Raw genomic sequence first — 25,098 nt, forward strand, 5'->3', positions numbered from 1 at the left:
TGTTGAGATGACAAGTTCATTGTATAGTTATAGAGATGATGACGATCCTTGCGATTGATGACGATCCAGCCCAATTGGAGCGTTTATCATTGATTTTAAGACGTTTAGAATATCCTATTGTTGAATACCTAGCTGCGGAGACAAAACAAGAAGGGCTTCGAATCGTCCATGACCAGGTGATAGATCTGGTTATAACAGATCTTCGATTACCCGACGGGAATGGGATTGAAGTGCTTCAAACGATTAAAGACATGAACCCTATGATACCAGTAGTTGTCATGACAGCCTTTTCCGATGCCCGGGAAGCCGTTGACATTCTGAAACAGGGAGCAGATGACTATCTGATAAAACCGACACATCCAGAAGATATTGAAAAGCTGGTGCTGCGTATTTATGAGAAGAGCGTTCTCATAAGAGAAGCCTTTTTACCGCCTTCAGAAGGGAGAGACAGTTCCCCTGCAGTAGCTGGTATTATTTATAAAAGCAAGCAGATGGCCCAGGTCATGCAAACTGCAGCCCGATGTGCCGAGAGTGATGCCACTATTGTTGTATCTGGAGAGAGCGGTACCGGAAAAGAACTGGTAGCCCGTTTTATTCATGAACGTTCGTTACGACGCAATAACCCTTTTGTCGCAGTAAACATTTCTGCCCTCGCAGAATCTTTAGCAGAAAGCGAGCTCTTCGGCCATAGAAAAGGATCCTTTACTGGAGCGGATATGGACCGGATTGGTCGGTTTGAAATGGCTAATGGGGGAACCCTATTTATTGATGAAATTGGTGATATTCCACCGAGTATACAGGTAAAATTACTTCGAGCTTTACAGTTCGGGACCATAGAACGGATAGGTGAAAATACACCTCGCCAGCTTGATGTACGGATTATTGCCGCTACAAACAAGAATTTAATTTCATTAGTAGAACAGGGACACTTCAGAAAAGACCTCTATTATCGTATTAATGTTATTACCCTTGAACTTCCTCCACTACGCCAACGTAAAGAGGACATTCCTGCCCTGGTGGAGCATTTTATTACGCGTTTTAATGAACGGAATCACCGAACCGTCGAAGGTGTTTCTCGAGAAGCAATGAATAAACTTATGAGACATGATTATCCTGGAAACGTCCGGGAGCTGGAAAACATCATAGAACGGGCAGTAGTACTTTGTAGGGGAGAATTGATTCTGGACCGAGATCTGCCCCCCCTTAACAATAGTGCCCCATGGAATGCGCAAATTAAAAAAAATTATAGACAATCTATGACAGACTTTGAACGAAGCATTCTAGAAGAAGCTCTTCTTGAAGCTAAGGGTAATAAGAGCGCCGCAGCACGAGCCCTAGGTATTACCGAACGCCATCTCAGATCCCGGCTTGAACGGTTGTATCCTGAGGGGGAAAATAAGGATAATTAATGTACCTCAGCAAATCGAGTACAATAAAACACATTGGTTTCGTTTCCACCAGGTTCAAAGGGACCGATGGAGTTTCCCTGGAAACCGAAAAATGGCGCATAGTCCTTGAAAAAATGGGGTTTGAGTGTTTCTTTTTTTCCGGCCTTTCTGACTGGGTACCAGAGAAGTCTAGAGTAATTGAAGAAGCCTTCTTCGGCCATCCCAGGATTCAAGAAATACAGGAACGCTGTTTTGGGACGACGGTTCGCAGCAGAGCTCTTACAGGGGAAATACAGGATATTAGACACCGGCTCAAACTTGCGCTCTATGACTATATAGACTTTTTTAAAATCGATCTGTTAATCATTGAAAATGCCGTTACCATACCTATGAATATACCCCTGGGTTTGGCAATTACGGAAGTTATTGCAGAAACTGGCTTACCCACCATTGCCCATCATCATGATTTTGCCTGGGAACGTCAACGTTTTACCGTCAATGCGGTAGAAGATTATCTTTCCATGGCGTTTCCACCCCGGCTCCACACAATAAACCATGTCGTAATAAATAGCGAAGCTCGAAAACAGTTATCATACCGCTGTGGACTTTCATCAATCATAATTCCTAATGTGTTTGATTTCTCTAAAGAGCCACCACCTTTGGATGACTATGGTCGCAGTTTCCGCTCCGATTTGGGAATTAAGCCGGATGAAACCCTTCTACTTCAACCAACCAGAATCATCGCCCGAAAGGGAATAGAACATTCCATAGAACTAGCAAGCCGGCTCAGAGACCATAAGGCAAAACTACTCATCAGCCATCAGGAGCGGGATGAGGGTTCCCATTATTTTAACCGCACCATGGAATATGCACAACTCCTTGGAGTTGATGTAATTGTTCGACCTGATATTATTGGTCCAGAACGGGGTTCTACATCCGATGGCAGGAAAAAGTATTGCTTATGGGATTGTTACCTTAATGCAGATTTTGTTACCTATCCCTCGTTATATGAAGGTTTTGGCAACGCCTTTTTAGAAGCCATCTGGTTCCGTAAACCCATACTCGTGAACCGCTATTCCATATTTGAACAGGACATTGAACCGGTAGATTTTGATGTGGTTACCATGGATTCATACATTACCGATGATACCCTTGATGCTGTACGGGCGATTTTAGATACCCCAGAAGCGGTACAGATGATGACGATGAAAAACTTTGAATTGGGGAAACGCTTCTTTTCTTTTACCTTACTTGAACAAAGAATTAAACAGGTTCTTATGAACTTCGGGCAAGTCTAAGGTTTTCTCTACCATTTTGCTCAGATATGAAATTTGACTAACTAAAAAAAGCTGATTACAATATTACTATTCTGTCCAGAATGGACTAAATGGAGGTTTGTATGGTATCTGGTGGTATCGCACTGTTATTGCTCCTTGTGGCAGTAGTACTCATTGTGTATTTTACAGGAAAACTTAAGGTGAACGCCTTCGTGGTGCTCATTATGGTGGCATTCCTCTTCGGTCTTGCTATCGGCATGCCAGCCCTTAATGTGGTAAAAGCCATTAAAGACGGTTTCGGCGGCACTCTCTCTAGTATTGGTATTGTTATCGTTGCAGGTACTATCATTGGTATCATCTTGGAAAAAACCGGCGCAGCTCTTTCTATGACTCAGGCAATTCTTAAGCTGGTGGGTAAAGAACGGTCCCCCCTAGCCATGAGCATTGCCGGTTATGTTGTATCAATTCCTGTTTTCTGTGACTCTGGCTATGTTATTCTCACGCCCTTGAACAAAGCCCTGGCAAAAGAATCGGGAACATCCATGGCAGTCATGGCAATCGCCCTTTCAACTGGACTCTATGCAACCCATACCATGGTACCACCAACTCCCGGGCCTATTGCTGCAGCAGGTACTGTCGGAGCGGACCTGGGGTTAGTTATTCTCTATGGGCTCATCGCCGCTATCCCTGCTATGCTTGCAGGTTACTTCTGGGCTATTACGATAGGGAAAAAATATGACATTCCCTCAGACGTAGAAGAATCCTATTCAGACCTAATTAACAAGTACGGGAAATTACCTTCAGCCTTTATGTCTTTTATGCCCCTCGTAGTTCCAATTGTTCTCATCCTTTTAAAATCCGTAGCAGATTTCCCCACAAAACCCTTTGGTAAGGAAGGTTGGCTTACTCCAGCTATCAGCTTCATCGGGGACCCGGTTACAGCATTAACAATCGGTGTACTTATCTCATTATTACTGGTAAAGAAAGAGGAAATGGGTACTGCGGTAGATAAATGGATGGCTGCTGGCATTAAAGATGCTGCAATAATCCTGGCAATAACTGGCGCAGGTGGATCCTTTGGAAAGGTATTGCAAGGCTCCCCAATTGTAGATTTTATTAAAACCAATATGACCGGTCTTAATCTGGGAATATTCCTCCCCTTCATTATTGCGGCAGCCCTCAAGACGGCTCAGGGATCTTCCACTGTTGCCATCATCACCACTGCAACAATCCTGGCTCCCTTGCTCCAGACCTTGGGGCTCAACCCCGCATTAACCGTCATTGCAATTGGGGCAGGAGCCATGGTCGTGTCCCATGCTAACGACTCCTACTTCTGGGTAGTTTCCCAGTTCTCCAATATGCCGGTTAATACGGCCTACAAGGCCTACACATCAGCTACTGCCGTAGAAGGCATTGTGGCGATGATTGTGGTAGCGGTTCTTTCACTCTTTATTCACTACTAATACATACCAGCTTGCAAAACACTGTTATAAAATAACTTATTAACGGGTTTGGCAGAATGTTTTCCAAACCCGTTTTTTTCATTATAGTTATTCAGAATAGGTATTTTTAGCATTCTGCCAGAATTGTTCCATTTGTGATATATGTTCCTTGTCCATAGGGATATTCTGAGTTTTCATCGTTTGCTCTACATGTTGAAAACGACGGACAAATTTATTATTGGTCCGCTGTAGAGCCACCGAAGGATCTATTTGCAGATAGCGGCACATATTAACTACAGAAAATAAAAGATCCCCCAGTTCTTCTTCCAAATGTTCCCGATGCTCCTCTGTTTCATGTTCACCATGGATATAACAGGCTTCTTTAACTTCCGCCAACTCTTCTTCTATTTTTTCCCAAACTCCCGATAGTTCAGGCCAGTCAAACCCTACCTTAGCGGCCTTCTTTTGTAATTTGTATGCCCGCTCTAAAGGAGGCAAAGCCCTTGACACCTGGTCCATGAGGGAATCTTTCGGCTTCCGACCTTCCTGTTCAACCTTGATTTTTGCCCATTGTTCCAACACTTCAGCACTCGTAGAGGCGGAACTCTCGCCAAAGACATGGGGGTGCCTTCGAATTAGCTTGGCTGTTATTTCCTCCAGAGCCTGGGAAACAGAAAAAAGACCTTTCTGTTCATGCATATAGGCAATCATAGTTGCCAGAAGGTAAATATCTCCCAGTTCTTCCCGCACATGGAGCCAATCTTTAGAGTCTATTGCCTCTATGCATTCGTAGGTTTCTTCTATAAGTGCACCACGCAAACTTTCTGGGGTTTGCTCCCGATCCCAGGGACAACCATCATCGGCTCTGAGCCGCCGTACAACCGAATAAAGCCCTTCAAAGGCTTCTGCTGGAGTTTTTTTTGTTTCCATACTGATAATTAGCTATAAAACACCCAAACGGGTCAAGTAAGGCGGCGTTTATTCCAAGCTGGCAGCAGAACCTCCGGGCCAAAAACCAAAGCATACTCCAGGGCCAATGAGGTTACAGCAAGCACCTGTTCCAGCACAGGCATTTCATCCCGGGAAAAATCAGATAGCACATAAGAAGCAATATCATTATGCTCGGGCCGGCCGATACCGATTCTGAGACGCCAGAAATCGGCGGTCCCCACATGGGCCTTTATTGAACGTAAACCGTTGTGTCCACCCAGACCGCCAGAAAATTTACATGACACGGTGCCAAGAGGTAATTCGAGTTCATCATGAACTACTAAAATGTTCTCCGGTTTAATTTTATAAAAAGTTACGGCCTCAATCACCGCATCGCCAGAACGGTTCATATAGGTTTCAGGTAGAAGGCAGTGAATTTTATCTGGATGAGACTCTGGCAGTTGCAAGGTCTTACTCCCTTCGACTGCGAGATCCTTTCCCTTTTCCTGCCATTCTATCAGGCTTCGAAGATTTTTCAGCTTCCCGTAATCGATAGAACCATACTGGGATTTAAATTTTTTTTGCAGCGACATATAGCTGGCCATCTGGGAAGCTTCCCAGAGGAGCCACCCTGCATTATGCCTATTTTTTTGATATTCCTTGCCATGATTACCTAAAAATATAATAAGCTCAATCATTCTTATTTACAGTACTCCCGTACTCATAGTAGACTGGAGAACAAACTTAGTAAAGGACACAGAATATGGAAATCCATGGCATTGAACGGCACATAGAAGCTTCTACACAGAAACAATCTGTACAAACCATCCGGTACAGAGTTGGATCCCCAGAAGCGATACGGGAAGCTCAAAGCAATGATGAAAATATAGCATTGCTCGTTGATTACCTCAGTTTTGAGGAAGTGGCACAACTTATTCAAGCGGATAGCAATTTTGTAAAAGCATTATCAAAAACCAATAAACTGGCAATTCATCCTGGAGGCTGGCAATCCTGGTCAGCCGGATGGGAATTAGTTGGCAGAGAATCCTTACCTCGCAAAGTTCATGTTGTTCCGGAACTGCTCAAATTTACCAATCGGGATGGAGATAATCCTGGTAAAGGAGAAATTCTGGGCCATTTCATCATGTATATTCGTTCCGGCTCCACCTATCTCTGTTTAGCTTCGAAAGAAGGAGGATCTCTGCCGCCTGTCACATACCGGATCGACAGAAAAGCGGGTCGTATTGCGATAGAAGTATTTGCCCGGGGGAAAACCTGGAAAGCTGGTGAAACCATCGCTGAACTTTCTATCTTCCTTGCTGGTAATTTCTTCCAGCTTAAGGATACGCTCCGTCGTCTTTATAAGAATGAAGAACAATTTTATGCCCTCAGTTTTGTACGTCAGGGTTCTGGGAAAAAGCGCATCCAACCTACCGATTCACAGGGCACTGTTAGTCCCTGGATTACCAAAAAAGATATGCCCGGTGGTTTTGAATCCTGGTATAACCATTACACCGACATTAATGAAAAGCTGATTCTGGAAGACCTTGAAAGTCTTGGGACAACCGATAACTTAATTAAGTTACAATATATCGATCGTAATAGACCAACGATATTCCAGATTGATGACGGCTGGGAAAAGGCGGTTGGCCACTGGGAAATAGATCCACAGCGTTTTCCCCATGGGCTTAAGCCCATCGCAGAAGCCATAGAAAAGAAAGGTTACATTCCCGGTCTCTGGCTTGCCCCCTTCCTCATAACGCGAAAGTCTCCGGTTTTCACAGAACACCCCGATTGGGTATTAAAGGACGAACAGGGGGAACTTGTGGTTGCGGGCTACAACGATCTGTGGGACAAACAGTTCTACTGTCTGGATCTTTCCCTGCCGGCTGTACAAGAGTACCTGGATCAGCTCATGGACCGGGCTATTAATGAATGGGGCTACCGCTACCTCAAGCTCGATTTCCTCTATGCAGGGCTCTTGCATGGGGCCTTTGCGAAGGGGGGCTCCGCCTATGAACACTATGATGGGGCCTGCAAAATTCTCACATCCCGTCAGGGAACAAGGTCGGGACTTCCTGTTGCCTACCTGGGTTGCGGGGTGCCCTTTGGGCCCTCATATAAGTATTTCCCCCTTTCCCGCATCGGGGCTGATACCAAAGAACAGTGGGACTGGCTTAAGGTACGCCTCGTCGGGCATGTGGGACGGCCTTCGGCCTATGTCAGTCTTCATGATACCATAGGCCGCTCATATCTGGATAACACCCTTTTTGTTAATGATCCGGATGTGGTATTCCTGCGGACCCATAATTGTAAACTGACTGAACAGGAAAAAGAGGTTGTCGCCCTTACCAACTTTATGCTTGCAAGCCAGGTGATGTTCTCCGATGACCCGACCCAGCTTTCCCAGGAAGATATTGAATTAACTAAACGGATTTCTCGCCTCTATGATGAACTCTCAGATGATGAATACGGGGTTATCCGGATACAGCGGGATGTATTCCATGTATTCAGCCGCAGTGGCGCAATCCAGGGGCTCATCAACCTGTCGAACAGATCAGCCAGAATACACCGAAGCCAGGCTTCAGAACTGTTTGCATGTATCGAATCAGGCCGGCCGCTCATCAACCATATACAACGACAAGGACGAGATTCGGCCGCCTTTACGTCACACAGCATCACCATTTTCAGGAAATAGGAACCATGGATAAACTGGTATATGTTATTGGACACCGGAATCCGGACACCGACTCGGTAGTATCCGCAGCTGCCTATGCGCGACTTAAGGTGTTACAAGGGATGCACTATTGCCGTGCTGGGCGGGCAGGGAAAATAAACCCCCAAACAGAATATATCTTTAACAGATTTGCGGTCCCCGTACCGGAATTTATTCCCGATCTGGTCCCTAAGGTTGCATACTACCTTAACGACAGTCCGGTCAGCGTACCGGCAGACATATCACTTTGGGAAGCCCTTGAACGAATGGAACGGGAATCCCTTAAGGTGCTCCCGATTGTTAACCAGGATGGGACCTACAAAAGTCTCCTCCATTACAATGCCTTTGCAAAATACATACTGCAAAAAATAAATCCCCATAAAAAATCCGCTATTCCTACATCCATCAACCTCCTGATCAATACCTTGCGAGCCCAGCCAATCACCGTATTTGATGAGACCGAGGTACGTAAGTCCCTCATTGTGGTAGCCGGTTCTACAGAGGAAACCTTTCGAGCCCATCTATCTGCGGAAATGCCTGAAAATGCCCTGGTTATCGTGGGAGACAGAAAGGAAATACAGCGTTTCTGTATCGAAAAACATGTCAGGGCTCTGGTAATTACCAATGGGATTACCCTGGAAAAGGATATTATAGAACTGGCAGAACAAAATCGGGTCTCTATTATTATCAGCCCCTTTGATACTAGCTCCACATCTTTACTTATCATCTATTCCACCCCGGTAGGTTTTATGGGCGATGAGACCATTCAGCCGGTAAACCTGAGAGACCCGGTACGAAAGATCCGGCAGAGTCTTTCCCAGTCCGCGTCCCGCTGTCTCCCCGTGGTGGATGATGAAAACCATATAGCAGGGGTCATATCTGAAGGGGATCTGATTAAAGAGTCGAATCTGGAGGTTATTATGGTTGATCATAATGAACCCACCCAGGCAATAGAAGGTATAGAAAACTATAAAATACTGGAAGTGATCGACCATCACCGGCTGGGAAATCTTTCTACCCGATACCCCATCACGTTCATCAACAAGGTTGTAGGCGCTACGAGTACCATCATAACCAACCTGTACCGGGAACAACGGGTTCCTTTAGACCGACCAACCGCATCAATCTTACTGTGCGGCATCCTGGCTGATACGCTGGTACTCCAATCCGCCACTACCACCGATATAGACCGGGAAGCGGCGGAATACCTGGCATCTATAACCGGGCTGGAAATTCCCCAGCTCGGCAGAGAATTGATGAGTGCCGCAAGCCAGATTAATAACCGGCCCGCAGAAGAACTGGTTCGTATGGATATGAAAGAATACCAGGAACAGGGGGCCCATTTTACCGTGAGCCAGGTCGAAACCGATACACCAGAAGAATTGGTGGCTCGAAAGGATGAAATTTTAGCAGAACTGAACACGGTTAAACATGCGGGCAAACGACTCTTTAGTGCCCTCATGGTAACCGATGTAACCGAACTGACCTCTATTCTTTTTGTAGAGGGAGAAAAGAACTTTGTTGCCCAGCTCAGTTTTCCCAAATTAGAAGAAGGGGTATATATGCTTAAGGATATCGTCTCCCGTAAGAAACAACTTATGCCCTTATTGGCAGAACTTGTGGAAAATACGCAATAATGATTGACTCTATATTTATCGATATATACAATAGAGAGCATGAACACTATTGAAATATATGGTTACGCCGCCCAGGAAATCTGTTCAGGCTGTGAAGGGCATTGTGGTGATGGGGCTTGTCAGCCCGGTATAAAAAAAACTACAGAGACTCTAGTAGAGGAATTTACCTACCTGCTTAAGAAGGCGGGTATTCCGGCAGAGACCTATTTTTATGAAGCAACAAATGAAAATTTGGTCCGCAATGCGGATGTACACCGGGTTCTTTCCATGGCTGATCTTGCACCAGCCATTGTATTAAACGGTAAACTGCTCTTTTTTGGTGGATTCTCACCTGAAGGTCTTGTCGAAGAAGTAAAAAAACGGATTAATTATTAATGAGGGAATTAAAAGGACCCCTTCTCTTTAAACATTTTTATCTATACTAACTAACAAAATAAGTAAGCCTCAGGGGGTTATCCTATAAGGAGTACCCCTTAAAGGCTTTAGCAGCATCGAAAGGGCATTTAACGTTTTTGTTCAGGTGGTGAAAGAGCTTCAAACAGATTAAGGCCCCCAGGAAGGGCAAATTCATCTCCGTCTTGGGCTCCTGCATTACGGGCAATGCGAAAACCCACAGAATTAACCTTAAATGTCGGCACATTCCAGTAACGGTATGTCGTTCGGAGCAGTTTTTCCGGAGTAAACCAGGAACCGCCCCGAAGTACTTTTTGACCAGTTTGGTTTTGAGATCCATCTGGATTGACTACTTCTTCCTTTGGATAAGCTCCGTACCAGTCCCAGCACCATTCCCATACATTGCCACTCATATCGTAAAGGCCTAATGCATTGGGGGCTTTCTGAGCTACAGGTTTTGTACTTTTACCACTATTCGTCTCATACCAGCCTACAGAAGCAGCTGAGCTGTCAGTACCAGCATAAGGGGCCTTACTAAGGGGCTCATCGGTAATTGCACCTATTTGACCTCCCCGGGCAGCGTATTCCCATTCAGCCTCTGTGGGCAACCGATATCCATTTGCAGTCTTGTCCCATTCAACCTTAGTACCATCAATTTTATATGTGGGTATAAGCCCTTCCTTAAGACTTAAAGTATTACAAAATTGTATTGCATCATACCAAGAGACATATTCAACAGGACGATCCTTTCCCGGGAATTTCGAAGGGTTTGTACCCATAACCTCTTGCCATTGGGCTTGGGTAATTTCAGTATTGGAAATATAAAAAGAATTGACTGTAGTTTTATGTGGTCGTTCATTGGCGGAATAGGGCGCTTCATTACTGCCCTGCCAGAAGGTCCCCCCTTTCACAAAAATCATATTCAACGTTTGAGCTGCAAGACGAACTGGTACCAAACAAATAAAAAAAAGTACCATGACACGTAAGTAGATTTTATATTTAAGTAACACCATCCATTCATATCCTTTTCATGACATTTCGAGCTATAACCATTACTGAAGCCCTTGGTTACATTAAAATATCTTCCACTTTATAAATCTGAACGTTGTTCGACCACCCGGCTGATGAGGCCATACTTAACCGCTTCGTCAGCATTCATCCAGAAATCCCGGTCCGTATCCTTTTCTACCTGTACAAATTTCTGACCGGTCTCCTGGGAAATAAGCCGGTTGATCTTTTCCCGCAATTTTTCCAATTCCCGGGCATGAATTTCAATATCTGTAGCTACACCACGAATACCGGAAAGGGGTTGATGAATGAGATAATGGCTGTTTGGGAGCCCAATCCGCCGTTCCTTGGGAGCTGCAAGGAGAATTATTGCAGCAGCACTAGCTACAAGTCCCATACCGATGGTCCAGACAGGGGGCTTAACAAAACGGATCATGTCAAAAATGGCATACCCAGCATCTGCATCTCCGCCAGGTGAATCAATAAAGATCTTGATCGGATCATCACTCATATCTTCCAACAATAAAAGCTGGCGAATGGTTCTTTCTGCCAGTTCCTTATTAATTTCACCGGAAAGAAGTATCGTTCGTGTTTTTAACATCTTCCCAACGAGCGGATCAGGACCACCCTGAGGAACAGACTCTTTTTCTTCGGGCTCATCTTCACCTTCGTTACGGCGAATATATTCACTATATAAAGACTTCATAGGTTTCTCCTACAATTTTTTGGTACTTACAATATACGCGGATACGATAAAAGGGTCAATCAAATGCGGACTTCTAAAAACTTCAGTTCCTTAAGGTGCCCCTGAATATTGAACATTTTTTAATTTCTTTTCGCCAAAAAATTATCGTATTTCAGGTTGACTATATATATTATATTTGATATATTCAACATACAATATCATTCCCATGGAGGAACCTATGCCAGAAAAGGCTAAAAAAATAGTGATTATTGGCGGTGTGGCTGCTGGGGCTACAGCGGCAGCCCGACTTCGCAGGCTGGACGAATCTGCGGAAATAATTCTCCTTGAACGGGGCCCCTATGTTTCCTTTGCAAACTGCGGCCTTCCCTATCATATTGGCGGAACAATTGAGAAACGGAGCAAACTGCTCCTACAGACTCCTGAGGGTTTTTTCAGCAGATATCGAGTCCAGGTTATGTTGAACACCGAAGCTGTCGAAATTGACCGGCAGAAAAAAACTGTCACGGTGCGTAACAACAAGTCCCCAGATCCTAATCAGGCCCTTAGCACCATAGAGTATGATGGACTTATCCTTGCTCAGGGCGGTACTCCGGTTATTCCGCCTCTCCCTGGGGTTGACCAGACTCATGTGTTTAAGCTCTGGACCATTCCCGACATGGATGCCATTAACAAATACATAAAAGAGCACAATCCGAAACATGTGATCGTAGTAGGGGGTGGCTTTATCGGCCTTGAAACCGCAGAAGCCTTTGTTGAACGGGGACTCTTGGTAACCATCGTTGAACTTACCGACCACCTGATGCCCCCCATGGATGCTGTGTATGGCAAACGGATACAGGAACGCTTCGAAGCCGCAGGAGCTCTAGTCCTGGTCCAGAAGGGAGTGCAGAGTATTCAGAAGGATAGTGTTACTTTAAATGATGGCAGTACTATTCCGGCAGACATGGTACTCCTTTCCGTAGGGGTACGGCCAAATACGGAGCTCGCAAAAAAAGCAGGTCTTGAAATCGGAGCAACCGGAGCTCTCGTTGTTGATGAATATCTCAGGACTCAGGATCCCTTTATCTGGGCTGCAGGCGACATGATAGAGGTGGTTTCCCGGGTATCGGGGGCCAAGGTTCGGATTCCTCTGGCAGGTCCGGCAAACCGGCAGGGCCGTATTGCAGCGACCAACCTTCTAGCAGCCCTGGCTGAACAGCGGAGAGAAGCCGGACCGGCGCCCCTCAAGTACCGCGGAGCCATCGGGACCTCAGTGGTTAAGATTTTTGATGAGACCGCAGCCAGTACGGGATTTTCCCTTGCCGCAGCCCGCAGGGCCGGTTTGGATGCCCGGGAAACCACCATTCTCAAGGCCCATCATGCAACATATTATCCGGGGGATCAGGACCTCCTGTTAACCCTGGTCTATGAGGCAAAGACGGGAAAACTGCTCGGCGCCCAGGCTTATGGTAAGGAAGGTGTAGAGAAACGGATTGATGCAGCAGCGGTCGCAATTTATGCAGGGCTGACAGTTGAAAACCTTACGGAGATCGATTTTGCCTATGCACCGCCCTACTCTTCCGCCAATGATCCCCTGAACATGGCCGCCTTTACGGCAGTGAATACCATGACCGGCTACAGCCCTCAAATTTCTGCTGATGAACTGCCTTTGGATGGTTCAGTACAGATCCTCGATGTCCGGACCTATGGCGAATATGCCCATGGTCACCTGGCTGCGGCTATCCATATTCCCCTGGACGAACTGCGGGATCGATTGGATGAGCTATCCAAAGATAAACCGGTTCGGATCATTTCAAAAGGTGGTTTCGAAGGGCATTTAGCGAACCGGGTTCTGAAGCAGCTGGGTTACCAGGATGTTGCATATATAAGCGGTGGCTGGGCCACTCTCAGACTGAGAAAGGGTCTCAATATTGAAGCATAAGGAAGGAAGAGGAAGATGGCAGGAAATTTAGTAGAAGAAAAAATCAAAGTTGGAGCTCTGGTGGTAGATGTCCGTACAGAAGATGAATTTATGGATGAGGCTTTTCCCGGGGCGATTAACATTCCCGTGGGCGAACTGCAGGTTCGAATGAAAGAACTGGAACCCAAGGATCGACCTCTGGTTCTCTATTGTGCTTCCGGAGCCCGCAGTGCCCTGGCGGCCCGAATTCTAAAAGCCGCAGGCTGGACCGACGTCATTAACGCTGGCGGCCTCTGGGATATGCCCGGGTATTAATGATATACTGCAGGTACTATGAACCTGCTCTATGCTTTTTATGAACGAAGGGCCCTGAATGCCTTTGTGGAAAATGATTTCCCAAAAGCCAGGGATCTGTTCAACAAAATGCTCAAGAAATGGCCCCAGCGTATTGGCATCCGCCACAACCTGGGGCTTGTGTATGTTGCCCTCAGGGATTTTCAAGCTGCAGAAACCTGTTTTCTGAAAGACTTAGAGGACTACGGAGAATCAGTAAGCAGGCATCGAGCGTTGGGAGATCTTTATTTTTCCTGGGGAAAGGCAAGTGAATCGGCCCAGCATTACGAAAAAGCCCTTGCTTTAGCCCGTGCAGAAAACCGAGGTTCCAGATCCGAGATATCGCCGGATATCAATTTTATGCAGCGGCGCATTGCTCTTTGTAACAATGAAGAGGCTTTCCGGAAAGCCATGGAAGGAGAAGCGGCCCTGCAACGAGGTCTTGCAGCCCAGCAGCATAAAGACTGGGAGCTGGCTTACAGGGAATTTAAGACCGCAGCCGAAGCTGACCCGACCAACTTCCCCGCCTGGAATAACCGGGGGTCAATTGCAATGAATATGTACAAAGATATTGATGAAGCGAAGCGCTGCTTTGCCGAAGCCGCCAAACTGAGCGCGGCTCCGGCAATAATGCAAAACCTGTTATTGGTTACGAAAGGCCGGTAATTTTACCCGATTCATCAATATCAATTCCCATAAAGGCGGGCTTACTGGGAAGACCAGGCATGGTCGTCATATCACCGCAGAGAGGATAAACAAAGCCCGCTCCTGCGGCAAGCCGAACTTCCCGGATTGGGAGCCGCCAGCCCTTGGGGGCCCCTTTCAGGGCTGGATCATGGGAAAGGGAATACTGGGTTTTGGCCATGCAGATGGGTAAAGTCCCAAATCCATCGGCTTCGAGTTTTTCCAGAGTTTCCCGGCTTTCATCACTATAATCGACCCCATCAGCCCCATAGACATCCCGGGCAATAGTCTCGATCTTAGCAGTAAGACTCTGATTAAGTTCGTACAAATACTGAAATTGCTTTGGTGCTTCGCATGCCTTTTCAACTGCTTCAGCCAGATCCGCGGCCCCTTCTCCGCCCTGTTCCCAGTGATGGGTTACCACCGCTGCAAAGGCCCCTGCCTGTACTGCAGTTTCCCGTACCAGATCCCACTCAGCCTGGGTGTCCGTAGGAAAGGCATTAATGGCGACAACCGCAGGAATCCCAAAGCGCTTAACAATGCCGAGATGGGCGACCAGATTGGAAAGACCTCGGCGTAATAAGTCAAGATTTTCTTCTTTGTACTCATTGGGAAGGGGTTTCCCGGGAACCACCGCAGGGCCGCCTCCATGGGATTTTAACGCCCGGACCGTAGCCACCACCACGACCGCATCGGGAACAAGACCGCTGGTTCGGCACTTAATATCAAAGAATTTTTCCATTCCCATATCGGCACCAAAACCGCTTTCGGTTACCACATAGTCCGCATAGCGAACCGCAATCTGGTCAGCAATGACCGAAGAGTTGCCATGGGCAATATTGGCAAAAGGACCCGCATGAATAAAAGCAGGCTGGCCCTCCAGGGTTTGGAGCAGATTCGGCTTAATCGCGTCGCGAAGCAGGGCTGTCATTGCCCCGGCCACACCAAAATCTTCCGCAGTGAGCGGTTTTCCCTTCGTATCATGGGCAACTACCATCCGGCCAATCCGGGACCTGAGATCTCCCAGATCTGTAGCCAATGCAAGAATTGCCATGACTTCACTGGCTACAGAAATATCAAAGCGGCTTTGGCGCACCGGTCCGTCTTCCCGGTCACCGAGTCCGGTAATAATGTGCCTGAGGACCCGGTCATTCATATCCACAACCCGGCCGATACCAACCCGATAGGGATCAATGTTCAGTTTCTGCAAACCCAGCTTTTCAAAATAAGCGTCGGACCAGCGGCTTTCATGATACAGCCGGGCATCGATAGCTGCAGCGCAGAGATTATGGGCCGCAGAAACCGCATGAATATCTCCCGTCAAATGCAGGTTGATGTCCTCCATGGGGATCACCTGACTGTACCCCCCTCCTGCAGCACCCCCCTTGATACCAAAAGTGGGCCCCATGGAGGGTTGTCGCAATGTTGCAACCGCACGATGCCCCCGATACCCCAACCCTTGCACAAGGCCCACTGTGGTAGTTGTTTTGCCTTCTCCCAGGGGTGTGGGGCTGATAGCGGTTACATCAATATATCGGGCTCGTTTTGGTAAATCGCTTTGTCCAAGTTTCCAGTCTATCTTAGCCTTTATATTCCCAAATAACTCAACCGATGAACCTGGCAAACCTAATTTCCGTGCAATGTGTAATATAGGCTCGATCTGAGCCTCCTGGGCGATCTCAATATCCTTTGGAACGGGGTAGCGCTTGCTCACTGCCATGGGGTAAACCTCCTAACCTAGTATCCAGGATGAGCCTCGTAAGGCTAATCAATTTTCTAACTGCCATTGATTATAGGCACTTCTTAGAAACTGAAGTATAAAAACTTTAATATTTAAAACACCCTTATTCTACATAGACCCGCGGGACCCGTTTGTTGATCCCACAGGTGATCTCATAAGGGATAGTCCCCAAAAGTTCTGACAGTTCTGCGGCGGTAGGATCCGCTTCGGTTCCACCAAACACAGTCACCGGTTCCCAACGCCTAACAGGACTATCCATTCCAAGGTCTATCATACACTGATCCATGCAAATTCGTCCAACTAAAGGATACCGCCTACCTCCTATAGACAGGGATAATTTCCCTGAAAGCCGCCGGGGAAGTCCATCGGCATACCCAATAGGAAGTGTTCCGATAACGGTTTCCTGTGACGCTTGCCATTTCCGGCCATAGGAAATGGCTTCTCCCGGATATACCTTCTTCATAAAAACCACATGGGTTTGCAGTTCCATTACTGGTTGTACAGGTACTGTCTTTGCTAATTCTGGAATGGGAGGATAACCATAGGCTAACAGACCCGGCCGTACCATATCAAAATAGGAATTTTCATGAAGAACTACCGCTCCGGAATTTGCCGCATGAAGGATTCCCGGTTTATAACCATGCTGACACAATGCATCCACAGCATCTGAGAATCGCTGAAGCTGCTTTTGTGTGTAGGCCCGATCATCGGTATCGAGAGAATCAGCCACGGAGAGATGTGTAGCAGTTCCTTCCCAATGAAGTGATGGATAGGATGTTATCACCTCAACCAGATCCAAAATATTTTCCGGACGACATCCAATCCGTCCCATTCCAGTATCAATTTTAATATGTACCGGAAGTATTTCACCAAGCCGTTCCGCAGTTTTCCCGACCAAATGAGCAAATTCTGTATCTGGTACGAGGGGAGTAATGTGATATCGGACCACATCCTCCAATTCTTCAGGAATGGGGAGGGAAAAAAGCAGGATAGGGGCCACTATCCCCGCTTCCCGTAATTCAATTCCTTCCTGTACAGAAGCGACCGCAAGGAATTTTGCTCCTGCTTTAATAGCTGCAATACCGATCCTTACCGCCCCATGTCCATAGGCATCGGCCTTTACCGGAATACAAATCGCCGTTTTTGGCCCAATTTTTTTTCGAATTTCAGCAAGATTTGCCTTAAGTCGCTCAAGATGGATAATTGCTCGTGTAGCTCGCATAATACCTCATATTAAAGCACTATTTTCTATATACGTCAGCCCATCAACCATCTCTGGAATTTTACTAAAATCTATAGTATATTAAAATTGTAAATGTTGAAAACATCTAGAATCCTAAATAATATAGTAATCCTCATCTTATCATTTTTCATACTATCATGTACTGACATATCATCAATTATTCCACAATCAAGTACCTACAAAGTTGCTTTATACATTGACAATACTCCCCTTGAAACCAACGGATTAATCAATGCACAGAAAATAATAAAACCGGTTTTTATTAATTCTGTTGACAATGATCCTGATGTCCAAGGCCTATCAATACACATAAAAAACTTACAAAACGAAGAAGTTTCTTCAGAGATTCTCTATGTAAAATCCCCAATTGAGACATCAGGAACGAGGATCTTGCTTCCCAACCTTGATAAAAATCTTCCAGAATTTCAATTACCAAAGGACTTAATGATAGGCCCCTATCTCATAGTAATCAAAGTTTTAGGGAATTCCACAGTATTATCTGAAAAAGAAATACCCATATATTACTTAGGAGACGCGACCCTATCTATTACGAGTCTTTATAGTTATCCCCCTGGACATAAACCTTCACCGACAGCACCACTGTACCCCCCACATATCAACCTATTGATTGAAGGCTCTATTGTCTTTGATATTCGACTGGATCCATACCTTATATGGTATGAAGGAGCAAACATCCTCAAAGAAGGCAGACTTACAGAATTGTCTCCGACCTTGCTATGGGAAACCTCTCAAAAAGAGGGCTTTCATACTATTCGGTTAGAAGTGTATCCTGAAAGTCCTCATAGTTCTAAACTAAATATCAAAGTACCATGTATAAGTGCAAATCTCCGTATTGCAATTTCAAAAAATGCACCAATTCCTGGCATTGATTTTGCGGCAAACAACTATTCCTGGTGGTATCATTTTTTAGGGTCTCTTTCAGCAGAAACAACAAACAATGACTCCGAAGATTATTCTCTTGTTAAAAAGGGATTATCTGATCCGCTTTGGTTAGCAGGAACAGACTCCTATGGCTTGGCAATTGGAGAAGTCCATCAGTATCTACTAAAAAAACCAATATTAGCAGAAAAGGATAACCAACTACACCAAGGAACTATTCTACTACGTTTTGCTCCCTTTAGTAAAAATGCTAAGGGAACTGTTTTTTATGCAATATTTGAAAATAGAAACAATCCTAAAGCAGCATTTGCCATTCGTTTGTGTATAGACTCTGATAAACTTATTCTTAAAGCTCAGGTTGATGAAAATTCAATCCAAACGACTACATTGCATACTATGTTAGAACCACTTACTTTTTATACTATCGAATTACTTTTACAACAGAAAGGATCCAATATAACGATAGCAACAGCCCCCAATACCAGTCCGGTACTTACATTACCACTTCCAGATGATTTTGTATATGCAAATGAAGGTTCATTTGGTTTTGGTGAACAACAACTGGAAACTACAGACATTTCACTTTACCAAAGTCCAATTCCAGAACAACTTTTAAACGATAGTACGCTGACCTCTATGACAAATACGGAGCTTCATACACTATTTCCCATCATTGCAATAATTGACGAGTTTGGTGTCAAGTTATAAAATCTGCAAACCATAAAAAGATTTCTTCTATGCTTTGATTTTTATCTATTGTTGTACTATATTCTAGATAGTTTTTATTGCTGAGGAGGATTTATGTTAAAAAATCGATTCTGGGGACCCTTAATTACAGCCTTCTTTGTTATTTCGTGTGTATCATCACCTGAACCTAAAGCTCAACAAGAAGAAATGCCAAGTGCATCAGTCCCAGCTCCTAAATCTGATGCCAGAAAAAGAGCTCAAGAGCTTATTACTGGTGAAAAGATGGCAGACGAAGCTTCAACAAAATCAGACAATACTCCAACAGAAACAACAAAAATAGGAACAGAAAAACCTGTATTAACTACTACTGAACCCTCTAAAGAAGAAAGTGCACCTGAGTTAAGCCCGAAGGAAAAACAGTTCTTTGAAAATTACCTTAAAAGGCTCAAGTATATGATGGTTGTCAAAGAAGGTGCTACAGTTTCAGAATTTCAGAAACGATCAATCTTAACAAAAGGGAATGAGGTGCTTCTTAAGCAAGGCTATGATGTTATTCAGTATGACCAGCTTCTGAAAAATATAGAGGATCAGCGAGCCGCCTACGAAGCTGAAGTTGGTTCTTCTATGAGTATAACCCAATATATTGCACAAAAGTTAGGCGCCGATGTGTATGTAGAACTGGACTGTATTCCCCGATCTTCTACTGAAAATAGCCGTCATTATGGAGAGGCAAACTTTACAGCTAATATGTATGATCCTTCTACTGCAGAATTGCTAGGTTCAGTAACCTTTAGAACAGACCGTTCTATCAGTACTACATCCCAGGAAGATGCCCTTATTAATGCAATTACCGCAGGAACAGCCCAGCTCATGCCTCGAATTATCAGAGATTCTACCAATGTGTTGAGAAACCGCTATGCCAACGGTATTCGGTATCAGGTTATTATTCAAAGAACTACTGATTCAAGGGCGGTTGCAGCCTTCAGACGGAATTTACGGTCCCGGGTACGGGAAATCGTGATGGGACCCAGTGCGGCGGATCAAACTACCATGGATGTCTACCTTTTTGGTTCCCTTTCTGATTTAGAAGATGCCTGCTATAGCGCTTTCGAAAAAACCCCTGGGATGGAATCGGCTTACTGGGTCTACACTCGGGGAAAAACGATAACTTTTAATACCGGATCCTGATATTTTATTCTTACTGTGATATTGGTTATTATGGTACCTGGTAGGTACTTAAAAACTTACCCATTGTCGGTTAACACCCGATTCTAAGGAGGAGAAAGTGAAAAAGATTTATGTAGCTCTGACAGTTGCCCTGGTTGCACTTTCAGTTGCTGGCTGTGCAAGTAAACCCGCTGCTAAGGAACCACCCAAAGAACAAGTTCCTACAAAAGGACCAAATTATGTCGTAATTGATCATAAAACAATGGCTCTTGGCGGTGCTATTCCTGACTGGCTTGAAATTTACATGAATGGTGGTGGGCTACGAGATATCGAAGCCCTTCCGAAATACAAAGATGTTTTTGTATTTGTCGGCGAAGATTCTGGTACGAACCTGAACGCACTCCGCCAGTGGGCTACGGGATTCTCTGTTGCTCAAGATATGGCACGGCTCGTATCGACCCGTGTACAAGCCCGCTTCGCCGGTGCTGCTGCGGGTAGCCCTGATGATGAGTATGGCCGGTACTTTGAAAACGTCGTGAAAACCGCCTCTGATGCGACCTATTCAGGAGCCCGTAAAGAAGCAGATTTTTGGGTTCTGAAGCGATATTTCAAAGCAGATGGCAAGACCGTAGATCGGGAAGTATATGATTACTATGTTCTTGTTACTATCGATAAGGAGACCCTGAAAAAACAAATTGATAATGTTTTAAACGGTGTAAAAACCGACAAGCCACTCACCAAGGAACAACAGACTGCGGTAGACCGGGTAAAACAATCCTTCTATGAAGGGTTCTAATCTGAAAAATACTGTTTTATAGGTTCTGAGCGCCTCTAAAAACTCAGTTAGGTTTTTATAGAGGCGCCTTTAAGCTGTGGTAGACTTTTAAAAACTTACAGAGTTTTTAGAAGAGCCCATCTTAAATGGGCTAATGTAAAGGTTCTGTATGAGCCCCAGGGGCGGTACCATCCGGGAGGAGGGGCCGCCTGTTTTTTTAGGAAATATTATGAATAAGAAAGAAAGCAGCCTATTAGTACTTATCATGGCTTTGTTATTGGCAGCCTGTGCAGGCGGCCCCGCGGCCAAGACTGACCAGAGCAGTAACACTCCACCACCTGCATGGGCCCTAGAAACCCCTGGACCAAGTGGTGGATTCACCTATTTTGTGGGGTATGCAGACGGACCGGCAAATGGTGAGGTACAAGCCACAGAGGCTGCCACGGCAAGCCTTATTGCCGAAATCATGCGGTATATCGGTGTTACGATAACCGCTGAATCCTCTGCAACGGCTCGGTCTACACTGGACAGTTTCCAGGCAGATCTGGTACAGACGGTGAAGCAGACTTCATCTAACCGGGTAGCCGGATTCCAGATTGCTGAACGCTATGTTCAAAAAAAACCTAATGGAGTTACGGTCTATATTCTTGGTAAATATAACACTAAGGACCTGGAAGCGGAAAAGAAGCGGATCGCCGCTGTATTCCAGGAAAAGATTGATGCAGTGGCTGTTCCTGAAGCAAGGGGAAAGGAACTTCTTGCAGCAGGGGATGTGATTGGTGCAGTACGGCAGTTTATAGCCGCAGCATCAGCAGCATCAGGGGCAACTATAGAAAACGCGTCTATTAAGTTTGAACGGAATATCAATAATGCCAGAGAAGCGGTAGCTCTCATCAAACTAGAGAAATTAAACGACCGGCTCCAAGCGAGCCCAGGAGTTGCATTTAAAGAACCCTTCAGAGCCCGAATTTCAAGCAATGGGAAACCGATACCTCAGGCTCCCATCATCGTAGGCTATCAATCCAAGCTGGCCAATGGCCGGATGACCACGAAAACCGTAAAGGTTCTCGCAGGGCCCGATGGGGTCGTGGACTTTAACCATCCGTCTCCCGATTTTGTTGGTAAAGCGACCCTTACCATGAGACTCGACCTGTCAGCCGAAATGGAAGCCCTGTATAATGCAGGCGATACGTTTCAATCCCTTGTAGCAGGCTTGGAGGATGCTATTGCGGATAAACGGATAAGTTTTGAGTATACCATAGTTTCCCAGGCTAAAAACATTCCCATGGCAGTACTCATTGTAGATACCGACACTGGGGGGAATCTATCGATAGGAACCACAGGCTCGGCCTTACTCCAAACCCTGAGTTCCAATGGTTTTAAGGTATTGGTGGCACCGATGACCGCCGACCAAATAGCCGGTAAGGACGATTCAGCGATTTTGGCTGCTGCAAAGACAGCCCTTGCGGGTAAGGCGGAACGTTTTGCCTATGGCCTCAGCCGCGTGGTGTCCGTAAAGGATGATAAAACACAAAAAATTGTCACCGTTTCTGTGGAAGTTAAGGTGGTAGAGCTTGCAAGCGGCAGGATTCTCTATTCATCGGTAAAACAGGTACCTGGCCTCGGTAGTACTGAAAAGGAAGCCATGGAAGCAGCCCGGCGGCAGTTAGGTCAGAAAACCATTGGTGATGATCTTGCTGCAGCCCTGCCGTGATATTGGAACTGGTAGCAGCCCTGTCGTGACAATAAGGGTTGTAACTACCACGATATAAAAAGCAGCTGAAAAACAAAAGCCCCGGATGATGCCGGGGCTTTTGTTACATAGGAGCGACAACTAGGGATATATACTATAAGACCTTGCGGAGAAATTCTCTGGTTCGAGGGTTTTCTGGATTTCCGAAGATTTTATCTGGCGGGCCTTCTTCGGCAATGATACCGCTGTCCATAAAAAGAATACGTTTTCCCACTTCCCGGGCAAAGCGCATCTCATGAGTTACCACAATCATCGTCATACCTTCAGAAGCAAGATCTCGCATTACTTCGAGAACCTCTCCAACCATCTCAGGGTCCAAAGCACTGGTGGGTTCATCAAAGAGCATAACATCGGGCTGCATAGCCAGAGCCCTGACAATGGCAATACGCTGTTTTTGTCCTCCCGAAAGTTTTGGGGGAAATACCTGAGCCTTGTCAGTAAGTCCAACCCGTTTGAGGAGTTCCATAGCACGATTTTCTGCTTCTTCTTTGGTAAGCCCCCGCAGTTTAATTGGTGCCAGGGTAATGTTATCCAGAACATTCATGTGTGGAAAAAGGTTAAAGAGCTGGAACACCATTCCCATCTTACGCCGATGTAGATCCAGATCATGCCCCGCCCGAGTTATATCCACACCTTCGAAAATCACCTGACCGCTAGTAGGTGTCTCGAGCAGGTTAAGACAGCGGAGAAAGGTACTCTTCCCCGAACCAGAGGGTCCGATAATGACAGCCACATCGCCCTTCTCAAAACTGGTACTGATGCCCTTGAGGACTTCCAGAGAACCGAAACGTTTATACAAATCTATTGTTTTTATCAGTTCTTCGTTATGAGCGTTCACCGGAATGCATCCTCCTTTCAATATAAGCCAGCAGTTTGGAAAGCGGGAAGGTCATAAGGAAATACAGGAGCGCCGCAACCAGCAGGGGCTCAAAGGGCTGAAAGGTGTTTCCCCGAATGGTATCGGCTTTGTACATGAGCTCACCGATACCAATGATCGAAACAATAGAAGATTCCTTTATGACTACAACAAATTCATTTCCCAGAGCAGGAAGAATGTTTCGAATGGCCTGGGGAATAATGATATGCCGCATGGCCATACGATGAGGCATCCCGAGAGACCGGGCGGCTTCCATCTGTCCCTTATCAACAGCCTGAATACCAGCTCTGAATATTTCTGCCACATAGGCCCCTGAATTAAGGCCAAGGGTTATAACCCCTGACATGAAGTCGGAGAAATTAATCCCTAGTATAATCCCGATCCAGGGAATATCGGGGAAACGGATCCCTATAGTCTGAAGGCCATAATAAATAATAAAAAGCTGTACCAGGAGGGGGGTACCCCGGATAAACTCAATGTAAGCGGTAGCAATAAACCGGAGGGGCTTTCTGCTGGAGAGCTTTAACAGGGAAAGAAAAAGCCCGATAGCGGTACCTATGATAACCGCCAAAGCTGCGAGCAAAATAGTGTTCTTAGCCCCTACGATGTAAAACTGCCAATATTTACCTAAAAATGTGAAGTTCACGCTCGCTTACCAACTTCTAATTTTCTACCAGTTCATTGGCTTCAGTAACAAACTGGTCTATTTTCTTTTCAGCCATCAGCCGTTCCACGGTCTTATTGATGGCCGCCAGAAGTTCCGGGTTCCCTTTCTTTACTGCAATAGCGGATCCACCTTGGTCATCGGTGAAGGTAGGTGCTGCTAAGGCCAGATCAGGGTTGTTATTCACATAGGCAGTGGCCACAGGGAGTTCCGCGACGATTGCATCGACTTTTTTATTTTTAAGGTCCAGAATGAGGTTCTTAATGGTACCCAATTCCTTAACCTTATCGGAAGGCTTTTCAGCTTCAGCTTCAGAGAGACCGAGGATTTGAGTCTTGGCAATACCAACCTGGATGGTACCCTTCTGAGCAGAAAGCCGAGCATTTTTCAGAGCCTCAACGGTCTGGTATTTTTCCTTATCTTCTGCCCGTACAATCACCCCATGGACCGCATAATAATAGGTAGTACTGAAATCGACACTCTTTTTCCGCTCTTCCGTAGGGGTCATACCGGAGATGACAATATCGATGGTACCAGCCTGCAGGGCTGCCAGGAGTCCATCAAACTGCATATCCTTTATCTCTAGTTTTACACCGAGGTCTTTGGCGATTTCCTGGGCAATAGCAATATCAAACCCAACGATAAGATCCTTTCCGTCCTTAAGACTGTGAAATTCGTAGGGTGGATAATCTGCCGACGTACCAATAACCAGGGTCTTGGCTTTCTGAATTTTATACAGAGCATCCTGTTTTTGGTTTGATGAACAGGACAGGCTGATTCCTGCCAGAACTGCAATGGTTATGAGGACCGTTGAGAAAGAAACAAACAATTTGCAAGATTTCATGATTCCTCCATGGATGTATAATTATACATTTCA

The 25,098-nt window shown here is 45.7% G+C and carries 22 protein-coding genes; 13 read left to right on the forward strand and 9 right to left on the reverse strand.

Features of this window, described 5'->3' with window-relative positions; genetic code table 11:
- Positions 1-35 precede the first annotated feature (35 nt).
- The 3 genes from SPICA_RS12595 (at position 36) to SPICA_RS12605 (ending at position 4,128) form a co-directional block, all read left to right on the forward strand.
- Positions 36-1,409, forward strand: coding sequence for a sigma-54-dependent transcriptional regulator (locus SPICA_RS12595; RefSeq protein ID WP_013969869.1), 1,374 nt, complete (start codon positions 36-38; stop codon positions 1,407-1,409).
- Positions 1,409-2,686 (forward strand): glycosyltransferase family 4 protein, encoded by a 1,278-nt coding sequence (locus SPICA_RS12600; RefSeq protein ID WP_013969870.1) that lies wholly within the window; start codon positions 1,409-1,411, stop codon positions 2,684-2,686. Before SPICA_RS12595 ends, SPICA_RS12600 begins: the two co-directional genes overlap by 1 nt.
- A 101-nt stretch (positions 2,687-2,787) precedes the next feature.
- Entirely contained in the window at positions 2,788-4,128 is a 1,341-nt protein-coding gene (locus SPICA_RS12605; protein WP_013969871.1) for a GntP family permease, read from the forward strand.
- Positions 4,129-4,215: 87 nt separating this feature from the next.
- Here SPICA_RS12605 and mazG read toward each other — a convergent pair whose 3' ends face one another.
- Both mazG and pth read right to left on the reverse strand, forming a co-directional pair.
- Positions 4,216-5,037 (reverse strand): nucleoside triphosphate pyrophosphohydrolase, encoded by an 822-nt coding sequence (gene mazG / locus SPICA_RS12610; protein ID WP_013969872.1) that lies wholly within the window; start codon positions 5,035-5,037, stop codon positions 4,216-4,218.
- Positions 5,038-5,069: 32 nt separating this feature from the next.
- Complete coding sequence (pth, locus tag SPICA_RS12615) at positions 5,070-5,735, reverse strand: aminoacyl-tRNA hydrolase (RefSeq protein WP_013969873.1); 666 nt, start codon at positions 5,733-5,735, stop codon at positions 5,070-5,072.
- A gap of 65 nt (positions 5,736-5,800) precedes the next feature.
- Between pth and SPICA_RS12620 the strand changes: the two genes are divergently transcribed.
- From SPICA_RS12620 to SPICA_RS12630, 3 genes are read left to right on the forward strand one after another with little or no spacing between them, the layout of a single operon-like run.
- The gene (locus tag SPICA_RS12620; RefSeq protein WP_013969874.1) at positions 5,801-7,735 is read left to right on the forward strand and encodes a glycoside hydrolase family 36 protein; all 1,935 of its coding nucleotides are present in this window, start codon (positions 5,801-5,803) and stop codon (positions 7,733-7,735) included.
- A 5-nt stretch (positions 7,736-7,740) separates the two neighbouring features.
- On the forward strand, positions 7,741-9,390 hold the full coding sequence (locus SPICA_RS12625) for a putative manganese-dependent inorganic diphosphatase (RefSeq protein WP_013969875.1): 1,650 nt from the start codon (positions 7,741-7,743) through the stop codon (positions 9,388-9,390).
- Between the two features lie 39 nt (positions 9,391-9,429).
- Positions 9,430-9,765: a hypothetical protein gene (locus tag SPICA_RS12630; protein WP_013969876.1), complete on the forward strand. Its 336-nt coding sequence runs from the start codon at positions 9,430-9,432 to the stop codon at positions 9,763-9,765.
- A 128-nt stretch (positions 9,766-9,893) separates the two neighbouring features.
- On the opposite strand, the gene SPICA_RS15060 is transcribed toward SPICA_RS12630, so the two are convergent.
- Positions 9,894-10,796 carry a formylglycine-generating enzyme family protein gene (locus SPICA_RS15060; RefSeq protein ID WP_013969877.1) on the reverse strand — a complete coding sequence of 301 codons (903 nt, stop codon included), beginning with the start codon at positions 10,794-10,796 and terminating at the stop codon, positions 9,894-9,896.
- 77 nt (positions 10,797-10,873) lie between these two features.
- Positions 10,874-11,497, reverse strand: a complete 624-nt coding sequence (locus SPICA_RS12640; protein ID WP_013969878.1) for an ATP-dependent Clp protease proteolytic subunit — start codon at positions 11,495-11,497, stop codon at positions 10,874-10,876.
- 217 nt (positions 11,498-11,714) lie between these two features.
- On the opposite strand from SPICA_RS12640, the gene SPICA_RS12645 reads away from it, so the two are divergent.
- Genes SPICA_RS12645 through SPICA_RS12655 form a run of 3 tightly spaced genes read left to right on the forward strand, consistent with a single transcriptional unit; the run spans position 11,715 to position 14,396 of the window.
- Positions 11,715-13,418: an FAD-dependent oxidoreductase gene (locus tag SPICA_RS12645; RefSeq protein ID WP_013969879.1), complete on the forward strand. Its 1,704-nt coding sequence runs from the start codon at positions 11,715-11,717 to the stop codon at positions 13,416-13,418.
- Between the two features lie 15 nt (positions 13,419-13,433).
- Positions 13,434-13,712, forward strand: coding sequence for a rhodanese-like domain-containing protein (locus SPICA_RS15670; RefSeq protein WP_013969880.1), 279 nt, complete (start codon positions 13,434-13,436; stop codon positions 13,710-13,712).
- Between the two features lie 18 nt (positions 13,713-13,730).
- Positions 13,731-14,396 carry a tetratricopeptide repeat protein gene (locus SPICA_RS12655; protein WP_013969881.1) on the forward strand — a complete coding sequence of 222 codons (666 nt, stop codon included), beginning with the start codon at positions 13,731-13,733 and terminating at the stop codon, positions 14,394-14,396.
- Here SPICA_RS12655 and SPICA_RS12660 read toward each other — a convergent pair.
- Together SPICA_RS12660 and alr are read right to left on the reverse strand one after the other, a co-directional pair.
- Positions 14,380-16,134, reverse strand: a complete 1,755-nt coding sequence (locus SPICA_RS12660) for a formate--tetrahydrofolate ligase (RefSeq protein ID WP_013969882.1) — start codon at positions 16,132-16,134, stop codon at positions 14,380-14,382. The two genes, SPICA_RS12655 and SPICA_RS12660, sit on opposite strands and share 17 nt — an antisense overlap.
- 124 nt (positions 16,135-16,258) lie before the next feature.
- Positions 16,259-17,377: an alanine racemase gene (gene alr / locus SPICA_RS12665; RefSeq protein ID WP_013969883.1), complete on the reverse strand. Its 1,119-nt coding sequence runs from the start codon at positions 17,375-17,377 to the stop codon at positions 16,259-16,261.
- 93 nt (positions 17,378-17,470) lie between these two features.
- Here alr and SPICA_RS12670 point away from each other — a divergent pair, with 93 nt between their 5' ends.
- The 4 genes from SPICA_RS12670 (at position 17,471) to SPICA_RS12685 (ending at position 22,641) form a co-directional block, all read left to right on the forward strand.
- Positions 17,471-19,006 carry a hypothetical protein gene (locus tag SPICA_RS12670; RefSeq protein ID WP_013969884.1) on the forward strand — a complete coding sequence of 512 codons (1,536 nt, stop codon included), beginning with the start codon at positions 17,471-17,473 and terminating at the stop codon, positions 19,004-19,006.
- 93 nt (positions 19,007-19,099) lie between these two features.
- The gene (locus SPICA_RS12675; RefSeq protein WP_013969885.1) at positions 19,100-20,173 is read left to right on the forward strand and encodes a DUF6175 family protein; all 1,074 of its coding nucleotides are present in this window, start codon (positions 19,100-19,102) and stop codon (positions 20,171-20,173) included.
- A gap of 97 nt (positions 20,174-20,270) precedes the next feature.
- The gene (locus SPICA_RS12680; protein WP_013969886.1) at positions 20,271-20,948 is read left to right on the forward strand and encodes a hypothetical protein; all 678 of its coding nucleotides are present in this window, start codon (positions 20,271-20,273) and stop codon (positions 20,946-20,948) included.
- A gap of 208 nt (positions 20,949-21,156) precedes the next feature.
- Entirely contained in the window at positions 21,157-22,641 is a 1,485-nt protein-coding gene (locus tag SPICA_RS12685) for a hypothetical protein (protein WP_156789679.1), read from the forward strand.
- 133 nt (positions 22,642-22,774) lie between these two features.
- Here SPICA_RS12685 and SPICA_RS12690 read toward each other — a convergent pair whose 3' ends face one another.
- The 3 genes from SPICA_RS12690 to SPICA_RS12700 are packed head-to-tail and all read right to left on the reverse strand — an operon-like array spanning position 22,775 to position 25,065.
- Positions 22,775-23,497: an amino acid ABC transporter ATP-binding protein gene (locus SPICA_RS12690; RefSeq protein WP_041396745.1), complete on the reverse strand. Its 723-nt coding sequence runs from the start codon at positions 23,495-23,497 to the stop codon at positions 22,775-22,777.
- A 7-nt stretch (positions 23,498-23,504) separates the two neighbouring features.
- Positions 23,505-24,203: an amino acid ABC transporter permease gene (locus SPICA_RS12695; RefSeq protein ID WP_013969889.1), complete on the reverse strand. Its 699-nt coding sequence runs from the start codon at positions 24,201-24,203 to the stop codon at positions 23,505-23,507.
- Between the two features lie 16 nt (positions 24,204-24,219).
- Positions 24,220-25,065, reverse strand: coding sequence for an ABC transporter substrate-binding protein (locus tag SPICA_RS12700; RefSeq protein ID WP_013969890.1), 846 nt, complete (start codon positions 25,063-25,065; stop codon positions 24,220-24,222).
- Between the last annotated feature and the right edge of the window lie 33 nt (positions 25,066-25,098).

The organism is Gracilinema caldarium DSM 7334 (assembly GCF_000219725.1).
GTDB classification, from domain to species: Bacteria; Spirochaetota; Spirochaetia; order Treponematales; family Breznakiellaceae; genus Gracilinema; species Gracilinema caldarium.

Coding starts and splice junctions, on each gene's coding strand:
- SPICA_RS12660 (WP_013969882.1), bottom strand. CDS start 16,134: ATGGCAGTGAGCAAGCGCTACCCCGTTCCAAAGGATATTGAGATCGCC.
- pth (WP_013969873.1), bottom strand. CDS start 5,735: ATGATTGAGCTTATTATATTTTTAGGTAATCATGGCAAGGAATATCAA.
- SPICA_RS12595 (WP_013969869.1), top strand. CDS start 36: ATGATGACGATCCTTGCGATTGATGACGATCCAGCCCAATTGGAGCGT.
- SPICA_RS12670 (WP_013969884.1), top strand. CDS start 17,471: ATGTTGAAAACATCTAGAATCCTAAATAATATAGTAATCCTCATCTTA.
- SPICA_RS12645 (WP_013969879.1), top strand. CDS start 11,715: ATGCCAGAAAAGGCTAAAAAAATAGTGATTATTGGCGGTGTGGCTGCT.
- SPICA_RS12685 (WP_156789679.1), top strand. CDS start 21,157: ATGAATAAGAAAGAAAGCAGCCTATTAGTACTTATCATGGCTTTGTTA.
- SPICA_RS12700 (WP_013969890.1), bottom strand. CDS start 25,065: ATGAAATCTTGCAAATTGTTTGTTTCTTTCTCAACGGTCCTCATAACC.
- SPICA_RS15670 (WP_013969880.1), top strand. CDS start 13,434: ATGGCAGGAAATTTAGTAGAAGAAAAAATCAAAGTTGGAGCTCTGGTG.
- alr (WP_013969883.1), bottom strand. CDS start 17,377: ATGCGAGCTACACGAGCAATTATCCATCTTGAGCGACTTAAGGCAAAT.
- SPICA_RS12675 (WP_013969885.1), top strand. CDS start 19,100: ATGTTAAAAAATCGATTCTGGGGACCCTTAATTACAGCCTTCTTTGTT.
- SPICA_RS12620 (WP_013969874.1), top strand. CDS start 5,801: ATGGAAATCCATGGCATTGAACGGCACATAGAAGCTTCTACACAGAAA.
- mazG (WP_013969872.1), bottom strand. CDS start 5,037: ATGGAAACAAAAAAAACTCCAGCAGAAGCCTTTGAAGGGCTTTATTCG.
- SPICA_RS12605 (WP_013969871.1), top strand. CDS start 2,788: ATGGTATCTGGTGGTATCGCACTGTTATTGCTCCTTGTGGCAGTAGTA.
- SPICA_RS12625 (WP_013969875.1), top strand. CDS start 7,741: ATGGATAAACTGGTATATGTTATTGGACACCGGAATCCGGACACCGAC.
- SPICA_RS15060 (WP_013969877.1), bottom strand. CDS start 10,796: ATGGTGTTACTTAAATATAAAATCTACTTACGTGTCATGGTACTTTTT.
- SPICA_RS12630 (WP_013969876.1), top strand. CDS start 9,430: ATGAACACTATTGAAATATATGGTTACGCCGCCCAGGAAATCTGTTCA.
- SPICA_RS12655 (WP_013969881.1), top strand. CDS start 13,731: ATGAACCTGCTCTATGCTTTTTATGAACGAAGGGCCCTGAATGCCTTT.
- SPICA_RS12600 (WP_013969870.1), top strand. CDS start 1,409: ATGTACCTCAGCAAATCGAGTACAATAAAACACATTGGTTTCGTTTCC.
- SPICA_RS12640 (WP_013969878.1), bottom strand. CDS start 11,497: ATGAAGTCTTTATATAGTGAATATATTCGCCGTAACGAAGGTGAAGAT.